The sequence below is a fragment of the Bacillus sp. FSL L8-0528 genome (assembly GCF_038593085.1).
GTDB lineage: Bacteria > Bacillota > Bacilli > Bacillales > Bacillaceae > Bacillus > Bacillus paralicheniformis.
The window spans coordinates 2,999,569-3,020,440 of the sequence record NZ_CP151961.1; the positions used below are offsets into that span (position 1 = coordinate 2,999,569).

19 protein-coding genes are annotated in these 20,872 nt (G+C 46.3%); 8 read left to right on the top strand and 11 right to left on the bottom strand.

The window, feature by feature from the left end:
- The first annotated feature begins 27 nt into the window (after positions 1-27).
- Positions 28-969, top strand: coding sequence for a ribonuclease HIII (gene rnhC / locus MHI30_RS15290; RefSeq protein ID WP_075751998.1), 942 nt, complete (start codon positions 28-30; stop codon positions 967-969).
- 198 nt (positions 970-1,167) lie between these two features.
- Here the strand turns inward: rnhC and MHI30_RS15295 are convergent, their stop codons facing one another.
- Entirely contained in the window at positions 1,168-1,722 is a 555-nt protein-coding gene (locus tag MHI30_RS15295) for a PadR family transcriptional regulator (protein WP_075751997.1), read from the bottom strand.
- A 178-nt stretch (positions 1,723-1,900) separates the two neighbouring features.
- Between MHI30_RS15295 and MHI30_RS15300 the strand changes: the two genes are divergently transcribed.
- From MHI30_RS15300 to MHI30_RS15310, 3 genes are all read left to right on the top strand, one after another.
- Positions 1,901-2,452: a tautomerase enzyme gene (locus MHI30_RS15300; protein WP_237562593.1), complete on the top strand. Its 552-nt coding sequence runs from the start codon at positions 1,901-1,903 to the stop codon at positions 2,450-2,452.
- A 140-nt stretch (positions 2,453-2,592) separates the two neighbouring features.
- Positions 2,593-2,967 carry a MaoC/PaaZ C-terminal domain-containing protein gene (locus tag MHI30_RS15305; RefSeq protein WP_075751996.1) on the top strand — a complete coding sequence of 125 codons (375 nt, stop codon included), beginning with the start codon at positions 2,593-2,595 and terminating at the stop codon, positions 2,965-2,967.
- Between the two features lie 1,220 nt (positions 2,968-4,187).
- Positions 4,188-4,988 carry a zinc-dependent metalloprotease gene (locus MHI30_RS15310; RefSeq protein WP_075751995.1) on the top strand — a complete coding sequence of 267 codons (801 nt, stop codon included), beginning with the start codon at positions 4,188-4,190 and terminating at the stop codon, positions 4,986-4,988.
- Between the two features lie 82 nt (positions 4,989-5,070).
- On the opposite strand, the gene pheT is transcribed toward MHI30_RS15310, so the two are convergent.
- The 3 genes from pheT to MHI30_RS15325 all read right to left on the bottom strand — a co-directional run bounded on the left by pheT (position 5,071) and on the right by MHI30_RS15325 (position 9,646).
- Positions 5,071-7,485, bottom strand: coding sequence for a phenylalanine--tRNA ligase subunit beta (gene pheT / locus MHI30_RS15315; RefSeq protein WP_075751994.1), 2,415 nt, complete (start codon positions 7,483-7,485; stop codon positions 5,071-5,073).
- 15 nt (positions 7,486-7,500) lie between these two features.
- Positions 7,501-8,535, bottom strand: a complete 1,035-nt coding sequence (gene pheS, locus MHI30_RS15320; protein ID WP_075751993.1) for a phenylalanine--tRNA ligase subunit alpha — start codon at positions 8,533-8,535, stop codon at positions 7,501-7,503.
- 364 nt (positions 8,536-8,899) lie between these two features.
- Positions 8,900-9,646 (bottom strand): RNA methyltransferase, encoded by a 747-nt coding sequence (locus MHI30_RS15325; protein WP_075751992.1) that lies wholly within the window; start codon positions 9,644-9,646, stop codon positions 8,900-8,902.
- Positions 9,647-9,762: 116 nt separating this feature from the next.
- On the opposite strand from MHI30_RS15325, the gene sspI reads away from it, so the two are divergent.
- Positions 9,763-9,975, top strand: coding sequence for a small acid-soluble spore protein SspI (gene sspI / locus MHI30_RS15330; protein WP_023855460.1), 213 nt, complete (start codon positions 9,763-9,765; stop codon positions 9,973-9,975).
- Positions 9,976-10,004: 29 nt separating this feature from the next.
- On the opposite strand, the gene cstA is transcribed toward sspI, so the two are convergent.
- On the bottom strand, positions 10,005-11,801 hold the full coding sequence (gene cstA, locus MHI30_RS15335) for a carbon starvation protein CstA (protein WP_075751991.1): 1,797 nt from the start codon (positions 11,799-11,801) through the stop codon (positions 10,005-10,007).
- 199 nt (positions 11,802-12,000) lie between these two features.
- Here cstA and MHI30_RS15340 point away from each other — a divergent pair, with 199 nt between their 5' ends.
- From MHI30_RS15340 to MHI30_RS15350, 3 genes are read left to right on the top strand one after another with little or no spacing between them, the layout of a single operon-like run.
- A complete protein-coding gene (locus MHI30_RS15340) occupies positions 12,001-12,594 on the top strand; it encodes a TetR/AcrR family transcriptional regulator (protein ID WP_075751990.1) in 594 nt (197 codons plus the stop codon).
- A 10-nt stretch (positions 12,595-12,604) separates the two neighbouring features.
- Entirely contained in the window at positions 12,605-13,084 is a 480-nt protein-coding gene (locus MHI30_RS15345; RefSeq protein ID WP_075751989.1) for a PH domain-containing protein, read from the top strand.
- Entirely contained in the window at positions 13,071-14,519 is a 1,449-nt protein-coding gene (locus MHI30_RS15350) for a PH domain-containing protein (protein WP_075751988.1), read from the top strand. Before MHI30_RS15345 ends, MHI30_RS15350 begins: the two co-directional genes overlap by 14 nt.
- 115 nt (positions 14,520-14,634) lie before the next feature.
- Here MHI30_RS15350 and MHI30_RS15355 read toward each other — a convergent pair whose 3' ends face one another.
- The 6 genes from MHI30_RS15355 to MHI30_RS15380 form a co-directional block, all read right to left on the bottom strand.
- Positions 14,635-14,910, bottom strand: a complete 276-nt coding sequence (locus MHI30_RS15355; protein ID WP_075751987.1) for a hypothetical protein — start codon at positions 14,908-14,910, stop codon at positions 14,635-14,637.
- A 93-nt stretch (positions 14,911-15,003) separates the two neighbouring features.
- The gene (locus MHI30_RS15360) at positions 15,004-16,512 is read right to left on the bottom strand and encodes an alpha-N-arabinofuranosidase (protein WP_075751986.1); all 1,509 of its coding nucleotides are present in this window, start codon (positions 16,510-16,512) and stop codon (positions 15,004-15,006) included.
- 35 nt (positions 16,513-16,547) lie between these two features.
- Positions 16,548-17,390 carry a carbohydrate ABC transporter permease gene (locus tag MHI30_RS15365; RefSeq protein ID WP_009329343.1) on the bottom strand — a complete coding sequence of 281 codons (843 nt, stop codon included), beginning with the start codon at positions 17,388-17,390 and terminating at the stop codon, positions 16,548-16,550.
- Positions 17,390-18,334: a sugar ABC transporter permease gene (locus tag MHI30_RS15370; RefSeq protein ID WP_011198183.1), complete on the bottom strand. Its 945-nt coding sequence runs from the start codon at positions 18,332-18,334 to the stop codon at positions 17,390-17,392. Before MHI30_RS15370 ends, MHI30_RS15365 begins: the two co-directional genes overlap by 1 nt.
- A 30-nt stretch (positions 18,335-18,364) precedes the next feature.
- Positions 18,365-19,642, bottom strand: coding sequence for an ABC transporter substrate-binding protein (locus MHI30_RS15375; protein ID WP_142238594.1), 1,278 nt, complete (start codon positions 19,640-19,642; stop codon positions 18,365-18,367).
- Positions 19,643-19,665: 23 nt separating this feature from the next.
- Positions 19,666-20,871, bottom strand: a complete 1,206-nt coding sequence (locus MHI30_RS15380) for a sn-glycerol-1-phosphate dehydrogenase (protein WP_075751984.1) — start codon at positions 20,869-20,871, stop codon at positions 19,666-19,668.
- Position 20,872: the final 1 nt, after the last annotated feature.

The following is a 20,872-nucleotide window of genomic DNA, read 5'->3' on the forward strand; positions in this document are numbered from 1 at the left end:
TAAGCAGCTAATAAAGGAGATTAGAACGTGTCACATTCTGTTTTAAAAGTTCCCCCGTCTGTTATTGAACGGATGCAAAGCCACTACGGGCCTCACATGACTTCCCTTTCTGTACAGGGCGCGGTTTTCCAGGCCAAACCCCAAGGGTGCACCATTACAGCATACCGGTCGGGGAAGGTGCTGTTCCAAGGAAAAAACGCGGAAAAGGAAGCGGAGCGCTGGACGGCGGATGCTGAAACACCGGCTGCCAAAAAGCCCGCACCCAAAAAAAGCATCCCGTCCGTCTATCAGCCGCCTGAAGGCATCGGTTCCATGTCTGTGATCGGCTCCGATGAAGTCGGGACAGGCGATTATTTCGGCCCGATCACCGTCGCATGCGTATATGCTGACAAGACGAAGCTGCCGCTGTTAAAGGAACTCGGTGTTAAAGACTCGAAAAACCTAAAAGATCCGCAAATCGTTCAGATCGCGCGCGACTTAATCAAGACAGTTCCTTACAGCCTGCTCGTTTTGAGAAACGAAAAGTATAATGAAATGCAGGAAAAAGGGATGAGCCAGGGAAAAATGAAAGCCCTTCTCCACAACCAGGCGATCGGCAACCTTCTCAAAAAATTGGACGGAACCCGGCCCGAAGCGATTTTAATCGATCAGTTCGCCGAACCGGCCGTTTACTTCAAGCATCTGGCAGGCAAAACCGCCATCAAAGAACGTACATATTTCAGCACAAAAGCGGAAGGCATCCATCTTTCAGTTGCAGCGGCTTCGATCATCGCACGCTATTCATTTTTAATGGAGATGGATAAGCTTTCGAAAGAAGCCGGGATGACGCTCCCGAAAGGAGCGGGTCCGCTCGTCGATGAAGCGGCGGCAAAGCTGATCAAGAAACACGGCGAAGCAGCGCTCGGTCATTTCACGAAACGCCATTTTGCGAACACACAGAAAGCGGTGCGGCTGGCGTCGAAAAACTGAATACACCAAAAAGCGGGAACTCCTGACTATCAGGGGTTCCCGGCGGTTTTGGCAGGATGCTGAAGATAAATTCACGGATTTCCGGGAAGCAAGGACCTTCCGCTCGGTGTTCACCTGGACATAAATTCCATTCCTTTTGCTGTTTTATCGACCGTCAAACTTGCCTTATGTTTTCTAGTAACTTCAATCCCCACTGAATCACTTTATTTCTTTAATGCTCTCATCACACCATTTAATTAAACTGCTGAACTGACTTTTCCCATAATTAATGGTGAGAAGCCAATATTTAAAATTTGGATTCTCACGTTCTTCGCTTCGGAGCCAATTTTCAAGTACCTCAAAAACATGCAAGGCTTCTTCCAGCTTTCTTTTATGATCCCTTATATGTTGAATAATGCTATCGGTCGGGGCATTGCTGCCAAAGAACACCCTTAACAAAAAGTCATTCTTCTTCAGCATTACTTCATGCTCCATCGGCTGGGACAACCAGTCACATAAAGTTTGTTTTCCTTGTTCAGTAATCATGTACACTTTTTTATCCGGCTTTCCCATTTGTCGTTTTACTTCCATAGAAACATCCTTGCGTTTCAGAAGTTCAGCAAGACTAGGATAAATCTGACCGTAATTTTCATTCCAAAAATAGCTAGTGCTTTTTTCCATATGTTGTTTAATATCATAACCCGTATGAGGACCTAATGTTAGAATGCCTAATACAGCGAACATCGTGTTGGTTTTTCCAGACTGTTTCGCCATCTGATTCCCTCCTCTAAAAAATAATGCATATCCATAAAAAAAGACAGGTATCATTATAATTCATTTCTGCTATGTTTACACCTACAGTCATATATTAAAAAAATATATATTTTTTTAATAATTAGTGTTGACGATGGTTCATATCGGTAGTAAAGTGAAATTTGTGAGAAGCAATCTCATGCAGGAATCGAATTTCGAATCAAGAGAAAGCTTTTTTGCACCCGGTTTTAAAAAGGAGAGAAATAAGAAAATGACTATTATCTCGGTGAATTATTCGGAAAATCGGTTTACACTTGAACACCGACGTCTTTTAGCTGAATCTCTGACAGATGCTGTGCTTGTTCCAGAAGTAGGGCAATTTTGTCCTCCGGCGCGCGAAGGCTTTCAGGTCCACTTTACAGAGCGTCCAACAGACAAAATGGCTATTGGAGGCAAATTGTTATCTGACATACCTGATCATGATGTCATTGTAATTAACTTATTGGTTATGGAGGGTGATTGGCCTAAAAAAGTTCGTAAACAGGTCATAGAAAATATTCTTGCCAGTTTAACCAAAGTTCTTGCAGTTCCAGAGCCATCCCCTTCATGGTGGGTAACTTTCCAAGTCATTGAAGAAGGAAGTTGGGGATCGCGCAGTAGCGTACTTTCGATCCTAGACTTATTGGATTCGGGCGTGTTTGCGGAGGAAAAAATAAAGGCAATCCAGAAAAATATTCAAAATAATTCGTAAAATTTCGTATTACCCATAGCGAAGAAGCGGGGACAAAAATGCGGCAGTATACCGGTAATCATTTGCATTTGGTTTACTGCTGAATTCCTGCTTTGAATGGTCATTTATTAATTATTAGTAAATACCGGGGAGGAGACAAGGTGATTAAAACAAATGACGTTTTTACACTTGAAAGAACTTTCACTGAAAAAGATGTTTTGGAGTTTGGCATTATTTCTGGTGACCAAGGTAAGCACCATGTAGAACCTGATGAAAAAGGACGTCTAATGGTTCACGGTTTACTTACTGCAAGTATAGGGACGAAAATTGGAGGCGACTTTGACTATATCGCCAAAGAATTGGTAAGTGAATTTATTCGTCCGGTTTTTACCGGAGATACCATCACTTGCAAAATCACTCTCACAAATGTTGAACAGTTGCAAGGATTGAAAAGGGTTGAAATGAAAGCGGTATATACTAATCAAAATGGAAAGGAAGTATTAAAAGGAACAAGTCGCGGAATCATTCGAAACTAAACTAAAATGATGTCTTTAAAAAGCCAAAAGAAAAACTAAACATCTTTGAGCTGTGAAAGGCCTTTCGCTAACGAGAGGCCTCCTTATACTTTACCAAGGTAAAAAGGTTTCTCATCAAAAGGTGTGTGAATGCAGAGTGCAGACTTAGTGTATTCATTTCATTCCTCCCATGCGAAAACCTCTGTTTATTTAATTTTGCAACCTATTTCTGATTCAACATTGGCAAAGTCTCCTTTGGCCGTTTCATAAATGTTTTTCCATATTCCGGCTCCTCGGCTTCATAAGCCGCACCGTTAACGCCATCTAAAACGTTGACAGTTACTTTCCCGCATTAAATTTTGCATTTTCGGAACTGTTCACCTGTATCACTCCCTGTCCTATGATAAAAGTGCCCATTATGTGTACCGCAGCTGGAGAAATGTTAATTCCATCTATTTCTTTTTCTGCTTTTCTCTTGTTCCAAAACCACCGGTTTCTGCATATAACCCGTGGTATACGTGACAAACATTTACCGATTGTCCGATGAAACCGTCCTGCTATTCATGCAGACATATACTGTCTCCTTCCCGAAATCCTCTGTCCTGATTTTAAAATTCTTTCAATCACCTTATTTGTCTTTAATTAAAACTCCTTCCGCATTTCGCACAAAGGGCCTTCATATTTTACCGCGGCTAATTTAAGCTAATGCCCTTTTCACTGACTTAATCGATTTACATTTAAAACGAAAAAATGCTTGGATGTGAGATTCCCCTCTTTTCAAAGCCGACTGTGCAGCTTATTTTTGTCAAAGATTCATAGAGTCTGTCGGCTTGTCCATCCTCTATGCAACACAACGTTTGAACAGGCAGCGCCATGTTCCTCCTGACTGTCATTTGCAGCAGGAGAACCTTCTTCAGCCGGCTTGTTTTCTTTTTGTTTAACGATCCAGTTTCTGTCTCTTGATCTTGCTTCTATCCCCGCAGGCATCACAAAGAGACTCAATCTTATCGGAGAATATTGCATTTTATTAGTAAATTAGCAAAACAAAGGCCTATAGATCCGTAAGAAAAACCCTGTCAAACAGCAGATTTTTTGTCGGATTTTAACGAAATTTGTGGTTATATTGAAAGGTTTGTCATAAGAATCTGTGCATATTTTCCTCTTTTTGGATGAAAAGAAGGGATTTCTAGTTAACTAGACGAATCTTTAGTCTGTTAAAAACTAAGGAGGGAATTTTTCAAATGAAAAAACGGTCTTTATTCTTTACTTTATTGCTTTCTGCAAGTTTAATACCCGGGGCGACCGGAGTCGCGGAAACGGGCGGTCATGAGCATACTCATGAAGCAAAAGGGATTCATAAGGAAGCATTGCCTAAACCTAAGGAGGGTTTTAAAGATTTAACCGGCAAAGTTCACATTGAAAAAACAACCAAAACAAAAGTACTGGATGAGAAAGGAAATGAAACGAGTACGATCACATTTAAAAAGAATGTAAACAACGGTAAATTTTCGACTCAGGCAAGCACGGGCAAGCAAAAGATAAGCGTCCTGGCGGTGGCTGATAAGCAGTACCGGCAGAAACACAAAGACTGGAAAACGAGAATCGTCAACATCGTTGAAGAGGCGGACGAAATGTTTAACCGCGACCACGATATTGATTTTGTCGTGGAAGCTGTTGCCCCATGGAGTTCTTCCGGAAGCAATGCCTCTGACATTCTTGACAACCTGGCGGACAAATTCGAAGGACAGCCTTATCAATTCGTAGCCGGCTTTACAGATAACGACAATTTTGAAGCGGGCGGCATCGCTTTTCAATACCCTGTTAAGCCGGACGGTCCCGCTTTCAGCGTCACGTTCGACCTGGGAACGGAAAATACGGCAAAAGCACAAAGACACGAATTTTCTCATAATTTCGGGGTGGAGCATGATCCGCAAGGAAGCGGCATCCGTTGCATTATGAACTACGATTACGCATACACCGTCGATGTCTGGGATGCAGAACACAACAGCCTGATCGAGAAAAATAAAGTTTGGTATCAATAGTTATAAAAAGGCGTCTCCGCATAAAGCGGAGACGCCTTTTTTGTACTGCAGCCGGCCAGTGCCAAATCGGGCTGGGAACCGGTTATCCTCTCAATACAGCCTGATATTTATCTTCCAGCGCTTTTAGCACTTGGTCGTGAACTTTTGTCACTTCTTCTTCAGTCAATGTTTGTTCAGGATTCAAATATTGCAGGCTGAAGGCGACGGATTTCTTGCCTTCTTCCATGTGCTCGCCTTCGTAGACGTCAAAGACATGGACTTCTTTGAGCCATTTGCCGCCTGCTGTTTTGATGACGTCCTCAAGCTGGCCGGCCGCTGTTTCTTTGTCTACAACAAGCGCGATATCCCGGGTAACAGAAGGATACTTCGGAATTGGTGTATACGTGATCTCCGGTACATCCAAGCGAAGGAGCTCGTGCAGGTCCAGCTCAAACACATACGTGTCGCTCAGATCCAGCTCTTTTTCAACTGACGGATGCAGCTGGCCGATGAAGCCGACTAATGAGCCGTTATGCAAAATATTGGCCGTCCGCCCAGGATGAAGCTCTTTTCTTTCAGATTGAGCGAATTCGATGCCTTCGGTGATACCGAGCTTTTCCAACAGACCTTCGACGATGCCTTTGACGACGAAGAAATCAACCGGCTTTTTCTCGCCCTGCCAGAGGTTTTTGTGCCACAGGCCTGTCACGGCTCCGGCGACGTGTTCTTTTTCGACCGGTTTCGTATGTTCTTCGGCTTTCAAGAAAACTGAACCGACCTCATAAAAAGCAGCTGAATCGGCCTGCCGTGCCAGGTTGTATGCGACCGAATCGAGCAGATTAGGAAGCAGGCTGTGCCTCAGCACGCTTCTTTCCTCGCTCATCGGCAGAGAAAGGATCGTTTTAAACGATTTTTCCAATGCGTAAGCCGTTGCTTTTTTATCGTTTGTTAATGAGTATGTGATCGCCTGGGAAAGCCCTGCTCCTTCCAGGAAGCGTCTTACTTTTCTGCGCTTGTCCTGATAAGGTGTCAGTCCGCCCGCAAAGCCTGTTACTTCCGGCAGTGTCGACGGAATGTTGTCATATCCGTACAGTCTTGCGACCTCTTCGATCAAGTCTTCTTCAATCGCAATATCGCCTCTCCTTGACGGAACCGTCACGACCAGCTCCCGTTCAGCGTCTTCAACTGCAAAGCCGAGCCTTTCAAAAATGCTGATCATTTCTTCTTTGCTGATGGACATGCCGAGAACCTTCGACACTTTATCAACGGAAAGGCGGATGACATTCTCTTTGATGTCAAGGTGGTTTTCTTCAACCGTACCTTCCAAGACGGTTCCTCCGGCATACCGGCTGATCAAATCTACCGCCCGTTCTGCAGCGAGGCGCACCCGTGCAGGATCGATGCCTTTTTCAAAGCGGACACTTGATTCGCTGCGAAGACCGAGGTCCTTTGATGCTTTGCGAACGGTTTGGCCGTTAAAATACGCGGCCTCAAGCAGCACTGTCGCCGTATCTTCGCGGACTTCGGAGTCCGCTCCGCCCATTACGCCTGCGACTGCCTGCGGAAGAGAACCGTTTGTGATGACAAGATGCTCAAGCGCCAATGTTCTTTCTTGTTCGTCAAGCGTCGTTATCGTTTCATTTTCGTACGCTTTGCGGATGACGACCTCTTTTGAGCCGAAGCGGTCATAGTCAAACGCGTGCAGGGGCTGACCGTATTCAAGCAGAACAAAGTTCGTAATATCGACAACATTGTTGTGCGGTCTGATGCCGGCATTGATCAGCTTCGTCTGCATCCAAAGCGGCGACGGGCCGATTTTGACGTCTTTAATGATTTTCGCCGCGTACAAAGGATTGGCTTCTGGATCTTCAATTTTGACGGAAATATAGTCCGCCGCTTTTTCGGCGCCTGTCTGATAAGCCGTCTCAGGAAGCTTGACTTCGCGGCCGAGAATCGCAGCCACTTCATAGGCAACGCCGAGCATGTTCATGGCGTCGGCGCGGTTTGGCGTCAATCCCAGTTCGAGAACCGCATCGTCGAGCGCCAAGCTTTGAAGTGCGTCCGCACCGGTTTCAGCATCATTCGGGAAGACGAAGATGCCTTCCGCATATTCTTTCGGCACAAGCTTGCCTTGAATGCCAAGCTCCTGCAAAGAGCAGATCATGCCGTTAGACACTTCCCCGCGAAGCTTCGCTTTTTTGATTTTAAAATTGCCGGGCAGTACTGCACCAACCGTGGCGACGGCTACTTTTTGCCCTCTGTCCACGTTCGGAGCCCCGCAGATGATCTGGACAGGCTCTTCTTCGCCGATATCAACGAGGCATTTATTCAACTTGTCGGCGTTCGGATGCTGTTCGCGCTCCAGCACATGTCCGATGACAACGCCTTTCATTCCTTCTCCCTTATATTCGATGCCTTCCACTTCAATTCCGCTTCTCGTAATCTTTTCAGCGAGTATCTCGGGAGTCATCCCGTCTAAATCCACGTATTCCTGCAGCCATTTATATGAAACAAACATCACGCGTCCTCCTCTTTAAGCCTGTTTAAATTGAGATAAAAATCTGACATCGTTCGTATAGAAATGACGAATGTCGTCAATGCCGTATTTCAGCATCGCGATCCGTTCAACACCCATTCCAAATGCAAATCCCTGATATTGTTTGGAATCGAATCCGGCCATTTCGAGCACGTTCGGGTGCACCATTCCGGCGCCGAGAATTTCGATCCAGCCCGTTTGTTTACAAACGGAGCAGCCTTTGCCTCCGCATTTAAAGCAGGAAACATCGACTTCGACAGACGGCTCTGTAAACGGGAAGAAGCTTGGACGCAGTCTGATTTCGCGCTCTTCGCCGAACATCTTTTTCGCGACTGTTTCAAGCGTTCCTTTTAAGTCGCTCATGCTGATATCGCGGTCTACGCAAAGCCCTTCAATCTGCATAAACTGATGGGAGTGTGTCGCATCATCGTTGTCGCGGCGGTATACTTTGCCGGGGCAGATGATTTTGACAGGGCCTTTGCCTTTATGCTTTTCCATCGTGCGCGTCTGAACGGGAGACGTCTGCGTTCTCATCAGCGTATCTTCCGTAATATAAAAGCTGTCTTGCATATCGCGGGCCGGATGCTCTTTCGGAAGGTTGAGCGCTTCGAAGTTATAATAGTCGGTTTCCACTTCAGGCCCCTCTTCCACCGAATATCCCATGCTGATAAATAAGTCTTCGATTTCTTCAATAACGATCGTCAGCGGATGCCGCGCTCCTGTTTTTACAGGGCTTCCCGGAAGCGTCACGTCAATCGTCTGTTCTTTCAGCTTCCTTTTCACCTCTTCTTCCTCAAGGCGGGCATTTTTTTCGGCAATCGTCGCGGCAATTTTTTCTCTTACTTCGTTTGCCAAGGCGCCCATTTTCGGCCTTTCTTCAGCGGACAGCTTTCCCATTCCCCGAAGCACTTCCGTGATCGGTCCCTTTTTTCCCAGGTACGCAACGCGGACATCGTTGACTTCTTTTAATGAACCAGCGGCTTCCACTTTTTCAACCGCTTCTTTCTCAAGCCGTTTCAGCTCTTCCTGCATCTTAAAAACTCCTCCTTTTATGTAGCAACCTGTTATTTTAGGCAATAAAAAAAGCCCCTTTCATAATGAAAGGGACGAATCGTGGCCGTGGTACCACCCTTTTTTTAAAACAAAGCAAAAAAAGCTTTGCTGCTTACTTCATTGGCATAACGGAATGAATCCGGTTCACCTTTACACATCCCTCGAGAGACGCGGTCCCGGTGACAACTCAAGAGGTGAAGCGTTTTTCCGGCCTGCCATAAAAATGCTTGCAGTCTAAGGCATTTTCTCCCTAAATGGCGGCATGTGAAAAAACGGAGCCTCTATCACTGTTTTTAAACATATTACATTCATTATAGTGAATTACATGGTCCTGTGCAACCGGTTATCCGCGGAGATGATAAAGAAGGACCGCGGCTGCGGCCGCCACATTCAGCGACTCCGCTTTTCCGTAGATCGGAACGTACAGATTTTGGTCAGTCTGTGCGAGGAGATCCGGATCGACCCCAGATCCTTCGTTTCCGATCAAAAGCGCAAATGAATGCGACGGCTCCGCTTCCCTAAATGGCACGGCATCTTGCAGCGCTGTGCCGTAAACCGGGACGCTTTTTCCCTTCAGCTCTTCAATCAGCTCTGAAAGCTCGCGTTTTAAAATCGGAATGTGAAAATGCGAGCCTTGAGCCGATCTGAGCGTTTTGGCATTGTAAGGGTCGACAGTGCCTTGTCCGATAACAACGGCATCAATCCCCGCCGCGTCTGCCGTCCGGATGATCGTCCCTAAATTGCCCGGATCTTGCACAGCATCCGCAAGCAGCAGCTTTTCGTATTGAAAAGGTCCGCTTTCAGGCATTCGGCATACAGCGGCGACAGCCTGGGGTGTCTCTGTTTCGGCAATCGCAGAGAAAGCATCGGCGCTCAAAATATAGCGGGCAACAGACTCATCAAGCGCGGCCGGGAAATCCGCTTCGTCTGCGACCATGATTTCTTTCACAACACCCGGTGTCTTCAGCGCTTCCTCAACGAGATGCTCGCCTTCTATTAAGAAAGTATTGGTTTTTGTCCGCTCTTTTTTCGCATGAAGTTTTTTCCAATCCTTCACTTTTTGATTTTTGGCTGATTCAATTCGTTTCAAATCGTTTTGACTCCTTTGTCTCGCAATAGTCACATTATATCTCATCAATGATACATAATAAACCCGAAAGCGAGGCAGAATATAGAAAATCAGATGATGAAATGGAGTGAAAAAAGATGGATTTGAATTTGCGCCATGCCGTTATTGCCAATGTATCAGGAAACTCGCAAGAAGAGCTTGAGCACACGATCGTCGATGCGATCCAAAGCGGTGAAGAAAAAATGCTTCCGGGATTAGGTGTGTTGTTCGAGGTCATCTGGCAGCACGCAACTGAATCGGACAAAACCGAAATGCTCGAGACATTGGAACAAGGATTAAAAACAAAATAAACCGGCGGCCAAACGGCCCCGGTTTATTTTCATCCTGGAATAGAGGGCTCCATCCGCAATGCCGGATCGCGCCAAATCTCCGTCCATTTTTTAATGGCAGCCGCCATGATCACCAGCCCGAGCAGCAGCATAATAATCGATAAAATGCCGTTTAAAACGCTGAAACCGGCAGCTTCCGCATTAAAATAAACGTTTTTGATCATCCAGTATCCCGCATAGTTGACCGTCACATACAAATAAGCGAGCGGGATGAGACATGTCAGCATATAACGCCGTTTGTCCGCAATTTTTAAAACGACCGTCGCTCCGATGATTAAACCGACGGACGCCATCAGCTGGTTGGATACGCCAAACAGCGCCCAAATCGAGCTGATATCGCCTGAGTACAGCAAATATCCCCACATGAAACAGGCAAGGGCGCTCGCTGCGACCGAACCCGGAAGCCAGTCCGTTTTTTTCAGCGGTTTGTACACTTCCCCGAAAAAGTCTTGAATCAAATAACGCGCCACCCTTGTACCGGCATCGATCGCCGTTAAAATAAAGACAGCTTCAAACATGATGACAAATTGGAAAAAGTAAGAGGCCAAATGGCTGAAAAACGGAATATCCGTAAAAATATAAGCCATGCCGACGGCAAGGGTAACAGCTCCGCCTGTTCTTCCTTCAAGATCGAGACCGATTTCGCGGCTGAGTTCAGGCAGGTGGACGACATTCATGCCAAGCGTCCGAAACACTTCAGGCGAACTGTTGATGGCAAAATAATCGCCCGGCTGCAAGGCCGTTGCCGCGATCAGCGCCATGATGCCGACAAGACACTCAACGAGCATCGCCCCGAAGCCGACGAATTTCATGTCGCTCCACTTATCAAGCATCTTCGGCGTCGTGCCTGAACCGACAAACGCATGGAAGCCGGAAATCGCACCGCAGGCGATCGTAATTGAAATAAACGGCCAGACCGGACCAGGCGATACAGGTCCCCCTCCGCCCGTGAACTCGGTAAACGCCGGAAACGGAATCGCCGGATTGACGACAAACACCCCGGCAATCAAAGCGATAAACACCCCGATTTTCATAAAGCTGCTCAAATAATCGCGCGGCGCAAGCAGCAGCCATACAGGGAGCGCCGCAGCAAAAAATGCATAGACAGGAAGTGCGACAGCAAGCGTTTTCGTATCGAGCGTCAAGGCGTCTCCAAGCGGCGTCTCCGCGATGGACGGTCCGATGAAGACACCCGCCATCAACAAAATAAATCCGCCGGTTGATGCTAATTTTAAATTGCCTGTCTTTTTATAAAATAAACCGACCCCCATCGCGATCGGAATTGTAATCGCAACGGCGAACGTCCCCCACGGATTGCGTTCAAGCGCATGAAGCACAACCATCGACAGCCCCGCCATCGTGATCGTAATAATAAACAGCATCGCAAGCCCCGTGCAAAATCCCGCAACAGGACCGAGCTCTTCTTTCGCCACTTCTGAAAGCGACTTTCCCTTCCTCCGCATGGACGCAAATAAAACGACAATATCATGCACGGCTCCCCCGATCACCGCTCCGATCAAAAGCCACAACAGCCCCGGCAAGTAGCCGAACTGCGCCGCCAAGATCGGCCCGACAAGCGGCCCAGCGGCTGCTATGGCGGCAAAGTGGTGGCCGAACGACACCCATTTGTTCGTCGGCACATAATCTTTGCCGTCTTTCTGGAGATGGGCAGGAGTCGGCTTGTCATCATCAACCTTCAACACTTTCACCATCATAAATGTTCCGTACAAACGATAGGCGATCGCCAAAATACAGATGGAAGCGATCACAATTGTTATTGCATTCATCCAATTCCTCCCCCCCTTTGTTTCTTTTTTAACATATCTCATATTTTTTGTAAGCGCAATCATCTTTTTTCGAAAAAAGCCCGGCCCCTATCTTCGCTTTTTATGACAGCTTCCTTTTGTTATAGACGAGCACCCGGATCTCTCAGTTTGATTTTATATTCTAATTGACACTTTAGCACGATCGTACTAAAATTGAGTCATGAATACGAAATCACAAAAAAGACGGCTGCAAATTATTGAAGACGCTATTCAAGTGCTTGTGGAAGAAGGCTATGCAAATGCCTCAATCGGCAATATCGCAAAAAAGGGGGAAATCAGCAAAGGAGTCGTTACGTATCATTTTCCAAATAAAATGCAGCTTATGAAGGCTGTTGTTGAGTATTGCTACGGACTTGCCGCACCTTATATGGAAAAATTCATGGATGGTTCAGACAGTGCGCCGGCGACACTGCGCGCATACATTGAATCAAATCTCAGATTCATGTATGAACACCGAACTTACGTGACCGCAATCATTGAGGTGGTATCCAACCTACGAACAGAAACCGGCGAGCTGTTTTACCAGAATGAAGATGAATCAATATATGAGCCGTTAATTGAAATTTTTAAGTGGGGACAGGAAATGGAAGGGAGTTTCAGGAAGTTTTCCCCGCACATTATGGCCAGAACCGTCCGAAGCGTCATCGATTCTCTTGGGACCAAAATCGCAAATCAAGATATATCAGACAAGGAAAACATGATATCAGAAATTGTCGATACGTTCGATTATGCAACAAGAAAAATAACTAAATAGGGGGGCTATCGTGAGCACTGGTGAATTTAAGAAATTGGACGGAAAAATTGTTGCCGTACGGAAGCTTGAAGGTGTGATCACTTTATGTGTGTATACATCCATGATTCTGGCATTGCTATACTTTACTATCACATTCGGCTGGCCAAAATGGATATTGGCTGTCACATTATGTTTAGCTGTCGCCTCGGTACCGTTTGAACTTTATCTTTTGCCGAAGTGGAAATATCACTTATGGCGATACCGCCTAAGTGAAGTAAGCATTCAAATTCATAAAGGGATCATTTTCAGACGAAAAGTATTAATTCCTATGGGGAAAGTCCAGCATGTCGAAGCAAAACAAGGCCCTATTTTAAAAAAGTACAATTTATATACAGTGACTTTATCAACGGCAGCCGGCAGCCACGACATTCTGGGATTGGCCGAAGGAACAGCCGACTCGATCCGCAAAGATATTGAAGCCTATGCGAGGTTAAGCGATGAACAAGTCTGACACATTAATCAAACATCATCTCCATCCTGTTTCCATCCTTTATTTTATCGCTACAGCGATCAAGGAATCCTTGTCCTTTATTTGGTTGTTTCCGCTGCTCGTATTATGTATTCATAAACTGGGCGGCGACATTCCCGCTTTTATCATCAATATCACTTTAGGCTCATGCCTTATCATGTTGTTTTTCGTGGCTGGTGTATTAAAATGGCGGTCATTTACCTACCAAATACATGAGAAAGCGATATATGTTGAATCCGGTTTGCTTGTCGTCAAGAAAAGGTGGGTGCAGCCGGATCGTATACAATCAATTGATTCTGCGATTCGTGTATATGATCATTTATTTTCCACCCGGACTTTGACAATTGAACTTGCCGGAGGAGAAGAATCCAGCATCACGCTCAGCTGCATTTCAAAAGAAGAAGAACAGCGCATTCGGACGGCTTTAAAAGCAGAAGCAAAAGACAGGCCGAGCGAACATGCTGAAGACTCAATGTTTCAATTATCTAAAAATGATCTCATTTTACACAGCCTGCTATCGCCTAAATTCGGGATTGTGTTTACGCTGTTATTACTGGGATTGCTAAAATATATGGATATATCGAAAGAAGGAGACAGGGACACTTTGTTCACCTCCTTATCCGGCTGGTTCGGCCCCAACTGGATCATGATCACGGTGATCTTGATGGCTATTCTATCATTCGCGCTTTCGCTATTACTCACATTTGCAAGTGATTTTCAATTCACATTAAAGAAAAATAGCAAAGGAGAAATTGAGATTGAGCAAGGCCTGTTTGAAAAGAAAAAACGAACGATCGGACAAGACCGGATACAGGCCATTCTCATCATCGAGCGTCCGATTCACCGCTTCTTGGGGTATGCAGCAATCAAAGCTGTTGTGATTCGCAGTCGTTCAAATGAGCAAAGCAGCAAAAACGTCACCCTGCTTCCTTTTGTTAAAAAAGAAAAGGCCCAATCCATGCTTGAACCGTTTACCGGTTACCGTAAAGGAGGCCATCTGCACATGCTCACAAAGGAAGCGAAAATTCACTATATGGTTATGCCATTTATAGCCGGCTGTCTTTTTGCCATACCGATATGGCTGTTTGTACCTTCCGACTATCACAATCTGGCTGCAGTTCTGCCGCTCGGATTATTCAGCCTGGGATGGATGGGGTATCGGATGATTGGCTGGAATCAAAGCAGCCGGTTTTTAACTGTGCAATACGGCATTTTATCCCGGAAAACGGCAATTATGAAACGCGGGCGCATTCAATGGGCATCATTGAGCCAAACATTTATGCAAGAGAGAAAAAACTTAGCGTCAATTAAGCTGGCCGTTGCCTCAGGAAAAGAAAATATGAAGTTTTCGATCAGCCACATTCCAATAGAGAGTGCAGCAGATCTTTATCAACATGTCCTTAAAACAAAGGAATAATTCCCAAAACCTAGTCGACTAATAGGAATAATAAGAATAAAATAGACACAAGCTTCATCTGCTGCCTTTTTAAGGCATAATTGGCGGGTATCATCGGATATCCGCCTTTTTTCTGTCAGCATAACGGAACGATAAAAAAATGAACGGCCATGACTAGACAAAAAGCGGCGATCCCCGCGATTCGATTGACATTTGTTTTGACAAGCGAAGCTGAGAAATGGTGAGACAGTGAAAAAAACAAAATGGTGCCGATCAAGATGACGCCCGCCTTTAAAAATGAGTGATTGAGAAACCGGGTCTGATCAAAGACGGCCGTGATAAACGGAAGCCAAAGGTATGCTAAAAATGCGTACATCAAAATACAGTATGCAGCCGAAAAAAACGACTTCATAAATCCTCCTCCCGTTTTATCTTATTCTTCGGCATATTTGCTGAAGCCTTTTTTAACTGAAAAAAACCGGCCTCGCCGGGCCGGTTTTTCAATTTATCGTTTTTTCAGTCTGATCACATTCCAGGAAAGCTTCGGAAGATGAGCCGTCAGCCTGCCGTCACATACTTTGGCGTCTCCGCCGCTGTGCGGGACGACATTGTTGCGGTCTTTTTCATTCGTCGCTTTATGATCCTCGTGTTCCAGAACGATGTGCTCAGAGACGCTGTACCCTTCAAAGCTTCTCATATCGGCTTCCATTTCAAGGCCGGCGTCTGTTGCGCGGTTGACGGCAAAAACGGTTAATTCCTCGGCTTCTTCATTGAAAACAGACACGGACTCCAAGTACGGCACATCGGTAAAGTCTTTCGCATCATACTTCGGAGACGATACCGCCGTCTGCAAAACCGTTCCTCTGCCGTAGACGGAAGCGTGCATAAACGGATAGAAAATGGTCTGACGCCACGCTTCTCCCCCTTTGTCTGTCATAATCGGCGCGATGACATTGACTAGCTGAGCCAGACAGGCGATTTTCACGCGGTCGGCATGTTTGAGCATCGTAATCAGCATACAGCCGACGAGAAGCGCATCCTCAAAGTTGTAGATGTCTTCAAGAAGGTGCGGCGCTTTCGCCCAGCGTTCAGCTTCTTTGTCTTTTTCATTTGAGTGATACCAGACATTCCACTCATCATATGAAAGGTGAATCGTTTTCTTGCTTTTCTTTTTCGCTTTCATATAGTCGCAGACTGAGACGACCGTTTTGATAAAGTGATCCATGTCCAGCGATCTCGCCAAATAGTTTGGAAGATCATTGTCACGGTTGCCGTAATACGAGTGAAGCGAGATGTACTCGACGTGTTCGTACGTATGGTCAAGCACGGTCGTTTCCCAGTCGATGAATGTCGGCATTCCGCTTCCAGAACTTCCGCAGGCGACGAGCTCAATCGACGGGTCCGTCCATTTCATCACCTTCGCGGCTTCAGCAGCAAGTCTTCCATATTCGGCTGCAGTTTTATGGCCGATTTGCCATGGACCGTCCATTTCATTGCCGAGGCACCAAGTTTTAATTTTATGCGGCTCCTTATATCCGTGGGATTTTCTCAAGTCGCTGTAGTACGATCCTGACGGATGGTTGCAATATTCTACTAGGTTGCGTGCGGCATCAATTCCTCTCGTTCCGAGGTTGACGGCCATATTCACCTCAGCCCCGACAAGCTTTGCCCAATCCATAAATTCGTTCGTACCGATTAAGTTCGGCTCGGTTGTCGCCCACGCCAAATCAAGTCTTGTCGGCCGCTGTTCGACAGGACCGACCCCGTCCTCCCAGTTATAACCCGAGACAAAATTTCCGCCGGGATACCTGATAAACGGAACCTTCAGTTCACTGACCAATTTAATGACGTCTTTCCGAAAGCCCGATTCGTCAGCTTCAGGATGATCAGGCTCATAAATGCCTTCGTAAACGGCTCTGCCGAGATGTTCGATAAAGGAGCCGTAAATTCGCTTATCAACCTCTGCCACCTTATATTCCTTGTCAATCGTCATCTTCGCTTTGTGTGCAGTCATGTTAAACCATTCCTTTCAAGATGATATATAGTGGATCAGCCTTTGATTCCGCCCGCCGTCAAACCTGATATAAAGTACTTCTGGAAGAACAGGAAGATGAGAATCACCGGCAGAATCGCCAGCACAGAACCCGAAATCAACATGTCATAATTGTTCCCGTACGGACTGAGCAAAGCGGACAGTCCGATTGGGAGCGTAAACATTTCTTTCGATCGCAAAACGATCAGCGGCCATAAGAAGTTGTTCCAGCTGTTTAAGGATTGAAGAATGATCATCGCTCCAAATGCCGGCTTCATCAAGGGCGCCATGATCCTGAAGTAAATGCCGAACTCTGTGCAGCCGTCCATTCTCGCGGAATCAAGCAAATCTCTCGGCAGGCCGAGCGCATACTGTCTGAAGAAAAACACGGCGACAGGCGAGACGATAAACGGCAGGATCACACCGGCGTATGTGTCGACAATATGAAGAGAAACCGTCATTTTAAATAAAGGCAGCATGAGAATTTCGATCGGCACCATCATGATCAGGAGCACGGCTACAAACAAGAGATTTTTTCCTTTAAAGTCGTAGACCGCAAGCCCGTATCCGACCATTGAAGAAAACAAGAGCGTCAGCACGGTGGATATCACCACGAGAATCAAGCTGTTCGAAAACCATTGAAAATAAATGCTTCCTCCGTTAAACAAGTATGTGTAATTGTCAAGGCTCAGGATTTCAGGGCTCAGCTTTAAATTCAGGCCGAAGCGCAGCAATTCCGAAGATGGTTTGAGCGAGCCGAGCACAAGGCAGAAGAGCGGAAACACAAACAAAAAGCTTAATATCGCAAACAGCAGAAACAGAGCCACTTTCGCAATGTTGAGGCCTCCGGCAGGACGCATTAATAGCCCTCCTTTTTAAATGATCCAGACAGCTTTAATGAAATGAGGCTGCAAATGAAAATGATGATCAAGAGCACGATACCGAGCGCAGATCCGTAGCCCATGTTGTTGTAGGCAAGCCCCTGCTGATAAATGTATCCGACCATCGTCAGGCCGATGTTGCCCGGAGAGTTGTTCTGCCACAGCACATAGCTTTCTTCAAACATTCGGAAGCCGCCGATGATGCTGATTGTCAGCACGTAGACGCTGACGGGCTTTAAAAACGGAAGCGTAATATGGTAAAACTTTTTGAACGTGCCTGCCCCGTCGATTTCGGCAGCTTCGTACAATTCTTTCGGAACGTTCTGCAAGCCCGCCAAAAAGTACAGGACATTGATCCCCATCCATCTCCAGGATGCGAGCATCACCATTAAAAACATGCCGGTATGTTCGTTGTTCAGCCAGTTGTACGGCGAACCGCCGAGCTTAGCCAATATCGAATTCGCCAGCGATGTATCCATTTCTCCAAAAATCAGTCTGAAAATAATCCCCGCCACAATGGTTGACGTCAGAGCCGGGATGAATAAAGCCGATTTGAACACGTTTTTAAACTTTACGAGTTTAGAATCTAAAAAGACTGCCAGAATAAGAGGAACAGGTATTAAAATCAGCAATGTCCAAAAGGTGTATTTTACGGTGTTGAATAGTGCGGTATAAAATGTAGGATTGTTTAATGCTTTATAGTTCTCCGTCCCGATGAAGCGGACTTCCCCGGGGAGAATGCTTTGAAAGCTCATGATGACGACGCTGATAAGCGGATAAAGAAAAAATATGCAAAAGGAGAGTACAAAAGGTGCTGTAAAAATGTAGGGTGCGGCTTTTGCTGAATATAATAAACGTCTGATCTTTCTTTTTCTGCTCACCGGCGGAAACGAATGCACTGTATCTGTTTTAACAGTCTTCAAGTTATCGCCTCGCTTTACAGTAATGAAAGACTATTGCCCTTTCACTTCAGCTGCTGCTTTGTCCAATGCTTCTTTCGGTGTTTTGCTCTTCGTTTTGAGCGCTTCGTACAGTACGTTTCTGTTGACGAGATCGGAAGTCTTCGCATAATCCTCAGTAAGGTATAGCGGATTGATCTCATCCTTTATGTCAAGAAGCACGGAAAAGATGTGTTGTCCGTTTTGAAAGTATTCTGTATATTGATTTGGTTTTTTCAATTCGTCTGAGTCCCACACGTCCCATCTGAGCGGATCGAACCCGAGCACGGTCCACAGCTTGATGTTGCCTTCTTTTGACGCTTTGGCAAATTTCAAGAAATCCTTGGCCAGATCGACCTCTTTCGCCTGTTTTGGAATCACGGTGGCCGTTCCGCCCATTCCCGCTGAGCGGTCTCCCCCTTCTTCCCATGCCGGCAGCGGTCTGATCGCGATTTTCCCTTTCAAGTCAGGCATATAATCCAAAAAACGGCCCATATACCAGATCGGCATTAAGACAGACGCCGCGCCGCCTTGGTTCATAAATCCGTAGTATTCTTCACTGTGATGATTGCCTCCGGGCGTTGTGACGGCAATTTTGTCTTTCTCAATTAAAGTCTTTAAAAATTCGAGCGTTTTCACGTTTGTCTCATTGTTTAATGTCAAGCGCCCCTGTTCATCAAAGTAACCGGATCCCTGCTGGGAAACCAGCGGCAGAAATGAATTCGGGTCGGTCGTTTCAATCGTTGTCATCGGCTTTCCGAGAGCTTTGACAACCTTTTTGCCCGCTTCCCTGTAATCTTCCCATGTTTTAATGTCGTCCGGATCAACGCCTGCTTTATTCATCATTTCCATGTTGTAATACATCACGGTTGTTCCGACATGTGTGTCAAGTCCGTAAAGCTTGCCGTTCTTGCTGTAGAGCGTCAGCCTCGCTTCAACAAACTTGTCGCGTTCATCCTCCACAAGCGGCGTTAAATCTGTAAGAGGAATGTCAGAGCCCTTCAAAAAGTTCGAATAGCGCCCCAGCTCAACATCAGCAATATCTGGAACCCCTTTCCCGGCTAAAAGCGAGATTGATAAATTGTCATGCATCTGTCCATACGGATACACCACTGTATTTAATTTGATTTTTCGCTCGGGATACTTTTTGTTCCATTCTTTCACCATCTCAGCGTAAAACTGTTCATGAAGGCCGTTGAATGTCCAAAATGTCAGTTCGGTGCTGTCCGTTTGATCGGAGGCAGGACTCGCCTTGCACCCCGATAAAAGCAGACATGCAGCGACTGTGACCATAAAGATAGATGAAAGGAACCTTTTCACATTTTAACCCCTTTCATGCCTGGTCCTTTGCCTAATAGCCCCGGCAAAAGGCCGTATTGATTGATGATTTTCAGTCCTGTATACCGGTCTCTGAGCTGATGGGCGTATGCGAGCGCATCTCTCACCAGCTCTTCTTCAACATCGAGTTCTTTGAATGATACAGGCCCGCCGATACGCCTCATCCACTCTGCCATTTTCTTACCGTCAGGGAGCTTTTCATAAACGGAGCGAATCGCGTGTTCAGCGTGTTGATCACCCAGGCTTGCACCGATAAGAGATCGGTAAATGTCAGTCAGCATGATGGCGCTGCAGCCGACTTTAGCACCGTGGAGCACTTGCCGCTTATTATTCTCCAACGCTTTCATTTCAAGGTAATGGGAAAGATGGTGTTCACCGCCGGAAGCCGGCCTTGAATGATCGAGAACCAGCATGACAAGACCAGAAAGGATCAGCGATTCCATCAATTTCTTAATCCCATCGCGCGTCTTGGCGGCGATGTCATCTTTTCGGTCAAGACATTGATCAAGCGCTTCCCTCGTGAGCCGGCTGGCGGCCGGACAATACGGCTCGCCGGCAAGCAAGCGGGAAATTTCCCAATCCGCAAGCGACGTCTCCTTGCCGAGCATATCGCCAAAACCTGCGGCTACCATGTTCTGCGGCGCTTGACACAAGAGCTCCAAATCGGCAAAAAGCGCGATCGGCGCTGTCGTTTGAACCGTCTGTTTCTTTCCTTTTAAAATCAGCGGTGCGCCGGCTGAAGTAAAACCGTCAACCGACGGAGCCGTAGGAACTGAAATAAACGGGATGCCGCGCTGATAGGCGCAAAACCTGACGATGTCGTGAATCGTGCCCGCTCCGGCCGCAATTAGTACATCCGCATCAATCGGTACACCGATCAATGCACTCACCAATGTTTGCTCATCCGCCGTCACATCGCCCGCTTCATTAGCTTCCAGCAAAACCTGAACCGTTTCAGCCGTTTCTTCAAGAAGAGCCGCAATCCGCTTGCCGGCTATTCGTCCGGTCGTTTCATCATAAATGACAGCGGCTTTTTTATAGGAAGCCGATTTCACGAAAGCGGGCAATTCTTGCTCAACGGCATTGCCGCCGATCGCGATTTTTTCGACTGTAAGCGGATGATGAACGGCTCCGCATTCGCATGCTCCCATAGTGTCTTTCACATAAGAGATCAAGTCTTTCATT